The 10,563-nt window shown below is 68.1% G+C and carries 7 protein-coding genes and 1 tRNA gene; 5 read left to right on the top strand and 3 right to left on the bottom strand.

The features are described from left to right. Positions 1-168: 168 nt before the first annotated feature. Together CCR84_RS02500 and CCR84_RS02495 are read right to left on the bottom strand one after the other, a co-directional pair. A tRNA-Gly gene (locus CCR84_RS02500) sits at positions 169-242 on the bottom strand. 94 nt (positions 243-336) lie between these two features. Next, positions 337-873: a flavin reductase family protein gene (locus CCR84_RS02495; protein ID WP_201209364.1), complete on the bottom strand. Its 537-nt coding sequence runs from the start codon at positions 871-873 to the stop codon at positions 337-339. A gap of 70 nt (positions 874-943) precedes the next feature. Between CCR84_RS02495 and purT the strand changes: the two genes are divergently transcribed. Continuing rightward, positions 944-2,215 (top strand): formate-dependent phosphoribosylglycinamide formyltransferase, encoded by a 1,272-nt coding sequence (gene purT, locus CCR84_RS02490; RefSeq protein ID WP_201209363.1) that lies wholly within the window; start codon positions 944-946, stop codon positions 2,213-2,215. Positions 2,216-2,358: 143 nt separating this feature from the next. Here purT and CCR84_RS02485 read toward each other — a convergent pair whose 3' ends face one another. After that, the gene (locus CCR84_RS02485; protein WP_201209362.1) at positions 2,359-2,976 is read right to left on the bottom strand and encodes a TetR family transcriptional regulator; all 618 of its coding nucleotides are present in this window, start codon (positions 2,974-2,976) and stop codon (positions 2,359-2,361) included. A 257-nt stretch (positions 2,977-3,233) separates the two neighbouring features. On the opposite strand from CCR84_RS02485, the gene CCR84_RS02480 reads away from it, so the two are divergent. Genes CCR84_RS02480 through mutY form a run of 4 tightly spaced genes read left to right on the top strand, consistent with a single transcriptional unit; the run spans position 3,234 to position 10,356 of the window. Then, positions 3,234-4,445 carry an efflux RND transporter periplasmic adaptor subunit gene (locus CCR84_RS02480; RefSeq protein WP_201209361.1) on the top strand — a complete coding sequence of 404 codons (1,212 nt, stop codon included), beginning with the start codon at positions 3,234-3,236 and terminating at the stop codon, positions 4,443-4,445. Between the two features lie 12 nt (positions 4,446-4,457). Then, positions 4,458-7,595, top strand: coding sequence for an efflux RND transporter permease subunit (locus tag CCR84_RS02475; RefSeq protein ID WP_201209360.1), 3,138 nt, complete (start codon positions 4,458-4,460; stop codon positions 7,593-7,595). Next, positions 7,592-9,175 carry an efflux transporter outer membrane subunit gene (locus CCR84_RS02470; protein ID WP_242508499.1) on the top strand — a complete coding sequence of 528 codons (1,584 nt, stop codon included), beginning with the start codon at positions 7,592-7,594 and terminating at the stop codon, positions 9,173-9,175. The genes CCR84_RS02475 and CCR84_RS02470 overlap by 4 nt, the downstream gene beginning before the upstream one ends. Then, positions 9,172-10,356, top strand: coding sequence for an A/G-specific adenine glycosylase (gene mutY / locus CCR84_RS02465; protein ID WP_201209359.1), 1,185 nt, complete (start codon positions 9,172-9,174; stop codon positions 10,354-10,356). The genes CCR84_RS02470 and mutY overlap by 4 nt, the downstream gene beginning before the upstream one ends. Positions 10,357-10,563: the final 207 nt, after the last annotated feature.

The raw sequence follows: 10,563 nt of genomic DNA, 5'->3' as shown, positions 1-10,563 counted from the left end.
TTTGCCTTCAGCTTCCTTCAGATTTCCAGTCGCCCGGAACACCCTTGCCGTTCGGCTAACTCTTCCCCTTGTCGGGCGAGTAGAGGACTTTCACCTCCAAGTGAGTGCGCCCTGCCGGGCGCACGGACACAAAAAAGGCCGGAAAACCGGCCTTTTCTGCTTTTTGTCTGGAGCGGGTGAAGGGAATCGAACCCTCGTATGAAGCTTGGGAAGCTTCCGTTCTACCATTGAACTACACCCGCGCAAGGGGCCATTCTATGCGGCCCGGTCCGCCGCTTCAAGCGCTGCCGGGAAAGATGCAGGGAAAGCACGGGCGCCGGCGGCGCCCGGCAGCGATCAGAGCGGCGCCAGTTCGCGGTAGCGGCTGCCCTGGAATACGAGCGGCGGCTTCGCCTCGCCGAGGGTCACCCGCTCGACGAGTCCGATGAAGATGAGGTGGTCGCCACCTTCGTGACGGATTTCGTTGGCACACTCGAACCAGGCCAGGCAGCCGGGCAGCAGCGGCGCGCCGCCAAGGCCGCTGCAGACGGACAGGCCGGCGAAGCGATCGGCCTCGCGGCTGGCGAAGCGGTCGGAGAGCGCGCGCTGGTCGGCAGCGAGGATGTTCACCGCGAAGTGCGAGGCGGCGACGAAGTCGGCCAGACGCGGCGAGTTCGCCGACAGGCTCCAGACGATCAGCGGCGGCTCGAGCGAGACCGAGTTGAAGGAGCTGACCGTCAGTCCGAGCGGCTGCCCGTCGGCGCCGATCGCGGTGATGACGGTGACGCCGGTGGCGAAGGTGCCGAGCGCGTTGCGCAGCGTGCGCGGATCGATCGGGGCCAGGGGCGTGGCGACGTGCCCGGCGGCGCTAGCGGAAGGAGTCGGAGAAGTCATTCGGGGGTCCGGGAGAGAAGTCGGGGGCGTGCTAAGATCGCCGAACCAGCAAGGCTTCGGAGGATCTGCAATGTCAGGGAAAGATATCGCGAGTGTGGAAACTGCGGCGGCAACTGCGGCAGGCGCCGGCGCGCGCATCGGCACGCCGCTTTCCGCAGCGGCGACGCGCGTCATGCTGCTCGGCGCCGGCGAACTCGGCAAGGAAGTGATTATCGCCTTGCAACGACTGGGTGTCGAGACGATCGCCGTGGACCGCTACGCCGACGCGCCCGGGATGCAGGTGGCACACCGCGCGCACGTCGTCACCATGACCGACGGCCCGGCGCTGCGCGCGCTGATCGAGCGCGAGCAGCCGCAGCTCGTCGTCCCCGAGATCGAGGCGATCGCCACCGACATGCTGCAGGAGATCGAGCGCGAGGGAATCGCCGAGGTGATCCCCACCGCGCGCGCGACCCGGCTGACGATGAACCGCGAAGGCATCCGCCGGCTCGCCGCCGAGGAACTCGGCCTGCCGACCTCGCCCTACGCCTTCGCCGATTCGCTCGCCGAATTGCGCGCCGCGATCGAGGGCGAGCAAGGAATCGGCTTCCCCTGCCTCGTCAAACCGGTGATGTCCTCGTCGGGCAAAGGCCAGTCGCTGCTGCGCGGCCCCGCCGACGTCGAGAAAGCCTGGGACTACGCGCAGCAGGGCGGCCGCGTTGCCGGCGGCCGCGTGATCGTCGAGGGTTTCATCGACTTCGACTACGAGATCACCCAACTCACGGTGCGCGCGATCGGCGCCTCCGGCGAAGTCGAGACCTTCTTCTGCGAGCCGGTCGGCCACGTCCAGGTCGCCGGCGACTACGTCGAATCGTGGCAGCCGCAGCCGATGAGCGAGGCGGCGCGCGCCCGCGCCCGCGAGATCGCCGGCGCCGTCACCGCCAACCTCGGTGGCCGCGGCCTGTTCGGCGTCGAACTCTTCGTCAAGGGCGACCTGGTGTGGTTCTCCGAAGTCAGCCCGCGCCCGCACGACACCGGGCTGGTGACGCTGGCGACGCAGCGCTTGTCCGAATTCGAGCTGCACGCGCGCGCGATCCTCGGCCTGCCGGTCGATACGAGCCTGCGCTCGGCCGGCGCGTCGGCGGTGATCTACGGCGGGATGGAAGCGAAGGGCATCGCCTTCACCGGCGTCGCAGAAGCGCTGGCGGTCCCCGATAGCGAGTTGCGCCTGTTCGGCAAGCCGGAAAGCTTCGTCAAGCGGCGCATGGGGGTCGCGCTGGCCACCGGCGCCGACATCGACGAAGCACGCAGCCGCGCCAAGCTCGCCGCCAGCCGGGTGCGCCCCACAAAGGGGACAGTATGAAACATACTGTCCCCTTATAGTCCGGCGCTGCGATCATTCGCTTGCTCGCGCCTGACGGCCCTTTGCCGGAGCGCCGCCAGGCGTGATCCGTCGCTTGCGTCGGAGACGGACGATCGCGGCTTCCGCCGCTCCTGGAGGGAGGATCAGCGACGGCGCAATGCCAGGTGCGCGGAAACCATCGCCGGAACCTGCTCGCGGATCCCGTTGGCATCCCTGGTGCCAAGCAGCAGGTGCAGGAGGCCGGTGGTGAAGGCCAGCGTGTCGCGCGCGGCGCTTTCCGGCTCGAGTCCCGGGCGCAGCGTTCCGAGCGCAGCGGCGCGGCGGTAGGCGGCGGCGACGCGCTCGTTGAACTCGAACGCGGGTTGCATCACCTCGGCCTTCACGTCGACGAAGTCGTCGACGTACTCGCAGCGCAGGATCAGGATCTCGAGGACCTGGCGCAGCGTCGGGCAGTCTTCGAGGATGCGGAAGAAGTCCACGATCGCCGCCTCGACCGCGTCGAGCGGGTCCGCGTAGTCGCCGGAATCGAGGATCGCATGGCTGCGCGCGAGGAGCGGCGAGGACACCTCCTCGCGCACGGCGTGAAACAGTTCGGTCTTGTCCTTGAAGTGCCAGTACACCGCGCCACGCGTGACGCCGGCGACACGGGCGACGGCGTCCAGCGACGAACGGCTGACGCCGGATTCGTGGAATACCGCGCGCGCAGCATCGATGATCTGCTGCCGGGTGAGCTGCGCTTCTTCCTTGGTTTTCCTGGCCATTCGGACCTCCTTTGCGGGGCGATTTGCTTGATCCGTTCGCATCAAGATAGCGTCCCCGAAACTTCCACTGGCCGCGCGAGTCGGACAGCCTCTGGATCAAGCGCCTCAAGTGCCGACTCCACGCCAGCGCAACACGAATCAGGCACGATGCGGCACAAAAGCCGGCAAATTCCACTCTGAGAGCAGGGTCTTGCCGTCCTTCACATACAAGCATGTACGTATATAATACAACGAACTCTTTTCTGCAAAGGCTCGCCATGACTCACTCTGCTTCCTTCCGTGCGCGGAGCGCCCTCCTCGCCGCCGCAGTCGCCGCAGCGCTGCTTGCCGGCTGTTCGGGCAAGGACGAGCAGGCCGGGCCGCCGCCAATGGGACCGATGCCGGTGACCGTGCTCGACATGCAGCCGCAGACGATCCCGACTTCGGTCGAGGTGATGGCGCAGACAGAGGGCGCGCGCGAGAGCGAGGTACGCGCCCGCGTCGGCGGCATCATCGTCAAGCGCATGTATCAGGAAGGCAGCCAGGTCAAGGCCGGCCAGCCGCTGTTCCAGATCGACCGCTCGAGCTTCGAGATCGCGCTGGCCGAGGCACAAGCGCGCGCCGAGCAGACCGAACGCGAGGCCAAGCGGCTCCAGGGACTCGCCGCAGCCAAGGCGATCAGCCAGAAGGAATACGACGACGCAGTGTCGAACAACGCGCTGGCGCAGGCGGCGCTGCGCCAGGCGAAGCTGAACCTGTCGTGGACGACGGTGACGGCGCCGGTGTCCGGGACGACCGGGCGCGCGCTCAAGTCCGAGGGCAACCTGGTGACGGTCGGCAGCGACAGCCTGCTCACCTCGATCTACCAGCTGAACCCGATCTGGGTCCGCTTCAGCCTGTCCGAGAGCGAGATCGCCAAGCTGCCCGGCGGCCGGCTGACGCCGGACAGCGTCAAGGGCGTCGAGCTGGTCCTGCCCGACGGTTCGCTCTATCCGAAGACCGGCAAGCTCAACTTCCTCGCCAGCACCATCGACCCGGTGCTCGGCACGCAGCAGTTGCGCGCCGAGTTCGCCAACCCCGACGCGCGCCTGCTGCCCGGACAGTTCGTCCGCGCGCGCCTGCTCACCGGCCAGCGCGAGGGCGTCTACCTGGTGCCGCAGAACGCGGTGCTGCAGACGGCCGAGGCCAAGCTGGTGATGACCGTCGATGCCGAGAACAAGGTCGCGCCGCGGCCGGTGCAGACCGCCGAATGGCGCGGCAAGGACTGGGTGATCACCGGTGGCCTGCAGCCCGGCGACAAGGTGATCGTCGACAACCTGATCAAGCTGCGCCCGCAGATGCCGGTCGCTCCGCACGCACCGGGCGTTCCGCCCGCAGGCGCTCCCGGCGCGAAGCAGCCCGACGCCGGCAAGCCCGCGCCAGCCACACCCGACGCCAGACCCGCCAGCGAAAAGGCCGAACAACCCGCCGCCACCCAGGGCAAGGCGTAAAGAGGCCCGGACATGGCACTTTCAAAATTCTTCATCAGCCGGCCGATCTTCTCGGCGGTGATCTCGATCGTCATCGTCATCGCCGGCCTCGTCGCCGCGCAGGTGCTGCCGATCGCCCAGTACCCGCAGATCGCGCCGCCGACGGTGATGATCACCGCCAACTACCCCGGCGCCTCGGCCGAGACCATCGCGCGCACGGTGGCAGCGCCGATCGAGGAGCAACTGAACGGCGTCGAGGGGCTGTCCTACTTCACCTCGTCCTCGTCGGCCAACGGCGCGCTGTCGATGACCGTGACCTTCGAGGTCGGCACCAACGTCGACATGGCGTCGGTGAACGTGAACAACCGCGTCAAGGCGGCCGAACCGCGCCTGCCCGAAGAGGTGCGGCGCAACGGCGTGATCGTGCAGAAGCGCTCGACCGACATCCTCAAGGTGATCGCGATGCAGTCGAAGGACGGCCGCTACGACCGTCTCTTCATCTCCAACTACGCCAGCCTCAACGTCGTCGACGAACTGAAGCGGGTCAAGGGCGTCGCCGACGTGGTCATCTTCGGCGCCCAGGACTACTCGATGCGCATCTGGCTGAAGCCCGAGCGCATGGCGCAGCTCGGCATCACCACCACCGACATCGCGCTCGCGGTGCGCGCGCAGAACGCGCAGAACGCCGCCGGCAAGATCGGTCAGGAACCGGCACCGGCCGACCAGATGCTGGTGTACACGGTGACCGCCAAGGGCCGCCTGCTCACCCCCGAAGAATTCGGCGACATCGTCATCCGCGCCGGCGGCCCCAACGGCATCCTGCGCCTGAAGGACGTCGCCCGCGTCGAGCTGGCCGCGTACAGCTACGACCAGAAGAGCGCGCTCGACGGCGGACCGGCGGTGGGCCTCGGCGTCTTCCTGCAGACCGGCGCCAACGCGCTCGACGTGGCGAAGAACGTCGACGCCAAGATGCTCGAACTGAAGGAGAAGTTCCCGGAAGGGCTCGACTATCTGACCCCGTTCGACACGACCCGTTTCGTCTCGGCGTCGATCAAGGAAGTGGTGAAGACCCTGATCGAAGCGGCGATCCTCGTCCTCGTCGTCGTCTTCGTCTTCCTGCAGAGCTGGCGCGCGACCATCATCCCGATGATCGTCGTGCCGATCTCCATGATCGGCTCGTTCGCCGGGCTGTGGCTGTTCGGCTTCTCGATCAACACGCTGACCCTGTTCGCGATGGTGCTGGCGATCGGCATCGTCGTCGACGATGCGATCGTGATCCTGGAGAACGTCGAGCGGCAGATGTCCGAGAACAAGCTGTCGCCGTTCGACGCCGCGGTCGAAGGCATGCGCGAGGTCACGGGCGCGATCATCGCGATCGTCCTCGTCCTCTGCGCCGTGTTCGTCCCGGTCGCCTTCTTGGGCGGCATCTCGGGCAAGCTCTACCAGCAGTTCGCGGTGACCGTCGCCGTGGCGGTGGTGATCTCGGGCATCGTCGCGCTGACGCTGACGCCGGCGCTGTGCGCGCTGCTGCTCAAGCCTGCGCACGAGGAAGCGCCGATCTTCCGCCCGTTCAACCGCTTCTTCGAACGCTTCAGCGCCTCCTACCTGAGCCAGGTCAGGCGCATCCTGCACCACCCGTACATCGGCAGCTCGGTCTTCATCACCGTGATCGGCGTCGCCGTCGTCCTCTTCAAGGTCGTCCCGGGCAGCTTCGTGCCGCCCGAAGACCAGGGCTACGTCATCTCGGCGGTGGCACTGCCCGACGGCGCGACGCTCGGCCGCACCAGCGCCACCGGCGAGCAGTTCCGGCAGATCATCGCCCAGGACCCGGCGCTCGACCACGCCATGGTCGTCTCCGGCTTCGACCTGATCGGTGGCGGCAGCAAGACGAACTCGGGAACCGCCTTCGTCATCCTCAAGGACTGGGACGAGCGCGAGGTCGAGGCGCCGGCGCTGGCCAAGAAGTTCATGGGCATCGGCATGGGCCTGCCCGACGGCATGGTGCTGACCTTCAACCCGCCCCCCATCCTCGGCCTCGGCAGCGCCGGCGGCTTCGAGGTCTATGTGCAGAACCGCGTCGACGGCGACCCGCAGAAGCTCAACGAGGTGGTGCAGGCCTTCATCGGCGCGCTGAAGACGCACAAGGAATTCACGCAGATCAACACCTTCTTCCGGCCGACCGTGCCGCAGCTCTTCGTCGAGGTCGACGAGGCGAAGGCGCTGTCGCTCGGTATTCCGCTGGCGAGCGTCTACGAGACGCTGCAGAGCACGATGGGCGCGCTCTACGTGAACGACTTCAACAAGGCGGGCCGCGTCTACCGCGTGCAGCTGCAGGCCGAGCCGGAGTTCCGCGCGAAGCCGGAGGACATCGGCAAGGTCTATGTGCGCAGCGCGACCACCGGCGCGATGATCCCGCTGTCGGCGATCAGCACGGTGAAGAACATCGTCGGCCCCGAGCAGCTCGACCGCTTCAACGGCTTCGTCGCCGCCAAGATCATGGGCGACTCGGTCCCCGGAGTCAGCTCGGGCGACGCGATCAAGATCGTCGAGGCGACCGCCAGGGAGACGCTGCCCCAGGGCTACGAGATCGCGTGGACCGGACAGGCCTTCCAGGAAAAGAAGAGCTCGGGCTCGTCGGCGCCGGCGTTCATCTTCGGCGTGATCATGGTCTTCCTGATCCTCGCCGCGCAGTACGAGAAATGGACGCTGCCGCTGGCGGTGGTGATGGCCGTTCCCTTTGCCGCCGCCGGCGCGCTGGCGCTGGTCTGGGCACGCGGCATGCCGAACGACATCTACTTCCAGATCGGCCTGGTGGTGCTGATCGGATTGGCGGCGAAGAACGCGATCCTGATCATCCAGTTCGCCGCCGAGAAGCACGCCGAAGGCATGGCCGTCGCCGAAGCGGCGCTGGAGGCGGCACGCCTGCGCTTCCGGCCGATCGTGATGACCTCGCTCGCCTTCGTCCTCGGCGTTGCCCCGCTCGCCTTCTCCAGCGGCGCCGGTGCCGCGGCGCGCAAGTCGATGGGCACCGGCGTGCTCGGCGGCATGCTCGCGGCGACCTTCATCGCGCCGATCTTCATCCCGCTCTTCTTCAAGTGGCTCGAACGCGGCAAGGCACCCAAACACCTCGTCCACACCAAGCCGGCAGTTCATCCGGAGGCGCAGCAATGATGTCCGCACGCAGGCTGCAAAGCACGAACCAGCTCGGCGGCTCGGCCGGCGCTGCACACCGACTCGCTCAAATCAATCCTGTCGTCGCCCCTGCCGGGCGCCGGGCGCCTCTGCTGGCCGCCATCGCGACGCTGGGCGTCCTCGGGATCTCCGGCTGCGCCGTCGGCCCCGATTTCGTGCGCCCTGAATCGACCTTGCCCGGGCAATACGCGGCGACAAGCCAGGCCACGCCTTCTGCCGCCGCTGCGAGCGAGGCGGAAGCTGCGCTGATCGAAGCCGACTGGTGGAAGCATTTCCAGGACCCGGTGCTCGACGACCTGCTGGCCAGGTCGCTCGAACGGAACGCCGACCTGCGCATCGCCGTCGCTCGCGTCGAGCAGGCCGAAGCGCTGGCGCGCGAGGCGGGCGGCGCGCTGCTGCCGCAGATCGACCTTGGCGCCAACACCAACCGCAGCCAGGTCACCACGGTCGGCGCCCTCGCGCTGGCGTCGAACTGGCCACGCGTGCGCGACGGGCGCTCGGCAGCGCTGTCCACCTCGTATGAACTCGATTTCTGGGGCCGCGTCCGCCGCGGCTTCGAATCGGTGCAGGCCTCAGCGGCAGCCACCCGCTACGCGCGCGACGCGATCCGCCTTTCGGTTTCCGGAATGGTCGCGCGCAACTACCTTGCGCTGCGTGCCTACGACGCGCAACTCGCCGTCGCCGCCGAGTCGCTGGCCTCACGTAGCGAAAGCCTCAGGCTGGTGCAGACCCGCGTCGATGCCGGCCTCTCGTCGCCGCTCGAACTGCACCAGGCCGAGGGCGCGCTCGCGGCGACGCAGGCGCAGATTGCCGGACTGCGCCAACAGCGCGAACTGTCCGAGAACCTGCTGGCATTGCTCGTCGGCAGCCCCGAGCTGAAGATCGCTGCCGGCGACCTGCGCCAGTTGCCGCTACCGCCGGTGCCGCCGGAAGGGCTGCCCTCGTCGCTGGTGCAGGCGCGCCCCGACGTGCGCCAGGCCGAGGAAACGCTGGTCGCCGCCAACGCCGGCATCGGCGTCGCCAAGGCCGGCTACTTCCCGAAGTTCACGCTGACCGGCGTCCTCGGCAGCGAGAGCAAGACGCTCGACAATCTGTTCACTTCGGGCGCCGGCACCTGGTCGCTCGGGCTCGGCCTGTTCATGCCGGTGCTCGACTTCGGCCGCACCACGGCGCGCGTCGACCAGGCGACCGCGCAGCAGAAGCAGTCGCTCGTCGCCTACCAGAACACGCTGCAGACCGCGTTCAAGGAAGTGAAGGACGCGCTCGTTGGCCTGCGCGAGAACGTGGCTGCCGAAACGGCACAGCGCGCGCGCGCCGACGCCGCCGAGAAGGCACTGAAGCTCGCGCAGATGCGCTACGAAGCCGGCTACTCGGGCTACCTCGAGGTGCTCGACGCGCAGCGCAGCAGCAACGACGCGCTGCAGTCCTTCGTCGGCGCGCGCCAGGCACGGCTCTCGGCAGCGGTCGACCTGTTCAAGGCGCTCGGTGGCGGCTGGCAGGATCCGACGCCGCGGCAGGCCGTGGCCAACGCGGGCGAGCGCGCCGCCGAGGCGCGATGAGCGGCAGAAGCACACTGCCGGCGCTCCCGGAAGGCGCCGGCAGTTTCGCCGGGCGCCTGATCGCCTGGCAGAAACGGCACGGCCGCCACGACCTGCCCTGGCAGCAGCGCCCGGGCGGCGAGCGCGACCCGTATCGCGTCTGGCTGTCCGAGATCATGCTGCAGCAGACGCAGGTGGCGACGGTCATCCCCTACTACCGGCGCTTCCTCGAACGCTTCCCGACGCTGGCGGCGCTCGCCGCCGCGCCGCAGGGCGACGTCCTCGAACACTGGGCGGGGCTCGGCTACTACGCCCGCGCGCGCAACCTGCACCGCTGCGCGCAGACACTGGTCGCCGAAGATGCGGGATACGGCGGAAACTTCCCGCGACAGCCCGAGCGCATCGCCGAACTGCCCGGGATCGGCCGCTCGACCGCCGCCGCGATCGCCGTCTTCGGCTTCGGCGAACGCGCAGCGATCCTCGACGGCAATGTCAAGCGCGTCTTCGCGCGCTGCTTCGGCATCGAGGGTTTTCCCGGCAGCCAGCCGGTGGAAAAGAGGATGTGGGCGATCGCCGAGGCGCTGCTGCCGCAGACCGATGTCGACGCCTACACGCAGGGACTGATGGACCTCGGCGCCACCGTCTGCACGCGCGCCAACCCGCGCTGCGCCGACTGCCCGATGGCAGCGATCTGCGTCGCGCGCGACGCCGCCCGCCAGGACGAACTGCCGACGCCGAAACCGAGGAAGGCCGTCCCCGAACGCTGCGCGACCCCGCTCTTCCTCGACGACGGCGAGTCGGTGCTGCTCGAACGCCGCCCGCCGACGGGAATCTGGGGCGGCCTGCTGGCGCCACCGGAAGTCGTCGCCGCCGGAGTTGCAGGGGGCGCCGACCTTGGCTCGCAGCAGATCGCCGCAGCCGCCGAGGCCCTCGCCCGCCGCCACGGCTGCCGCCTGCTCTCGGTCGAAGCGCTGCCGCCACTGACCCACGCCTTCACCCACTTCCGCCTGCACCTCAACCCGCAACGCTGCCGCGTCGAGCGCATCGCCAGCGTCGCCGCCGAGCCCGGCTGGGAATGGATCGCCTGGCGCGACGGGACGACGACCGTCGCCTCAGCCGCCCTGCCCGCACCGATCCGCAAGATCCTCGCAGAAGCAGCCAGGCAGCCCGGCCTGATCCTCGGTCGGGTTAGCGAAGCGTAACCCGACAAGCTCAAGCGAAATTATAGTGACGGCATGCCCGATTCGAAATGAATCAAGCATACCGTCACTAAAATTGCTAACCCGGGTTTAACAGCTATCCCCCCGATTTTGCCGATTTTCGGGGGGTGACACCCCGCAAACCCGCATGGTTGCTAGGGGTGGTCGCCGAAATCGTTTTGTAGTGACATAATATTTTAAGCGAGGCGA

It is taken from the genome of Rhodocyclus purpureus (assembly GCF_016653115.1).
In the GTDB taxonomy this organism is placed as follows: Bacteria; Pseudomonadota; Gammaproteobacteria; order Burkholderiales; family Rhodocyclaceae; genus Rhodocyclus; species Rhodocyclus purpureus.
This window is presented reverse-complemented; position numbering and strand designations above follow the sequence as displayed.

Excerpts from the sequence above, each read along its gene's own strand:
- CCR84_RS02475 (WP_201209360.1), top strand. The coding sequence starts at position 4,458 with ATGGCACTTTCAAAATTCTTCATCAGCCGGCCGATCTTCTCGGCGGTG.
- CCR84_RS02485 (WP_201209362.1), bottom strand. The coding sequence starts at position 2,976 with ATGGCCAGGAAAACCAAGGAAGAAGCGCAGCTCACCCGGCAGCAGATC.
- purT (WP_201209363.1), top strand. The coding sequence starts at position 944 with ATGTCAGGGAAAGATATCGCGAGTGTGGAAACTGCGGCGGCAACTGCG.
- CCR84_RS02480 (WP_201209361.1), top strand. The coding sequence starts at position 3,234 with ATGACTCACTCTGCTTCCTTCCGTGCGCGGAGCGCCCTCCTCGCCGCC.
- CCR84_RS02470 (WP_242508499.1), top strand. The coding sequence starts at position 7,592 with ATGATGTCCGCACGCAGGCTGCAAAGCACGAACCAGCTCGGCGGCTCG.
- CCR84_RS02495 (WP_201209364.1), bottom strand. The coding sequence starts at position 873 with ATGACTTCTCCGACTCCTTCCGCTAGCGCCGCCGGGCACGTCGCCACG.
- mutY (WP_201209359.1), top strand. The coding sequence starts at position 9,172 with ATGAGCGGCAGAAGCACACTGCCGGCGCTCCCGGAAGGCGCCGGCAGT.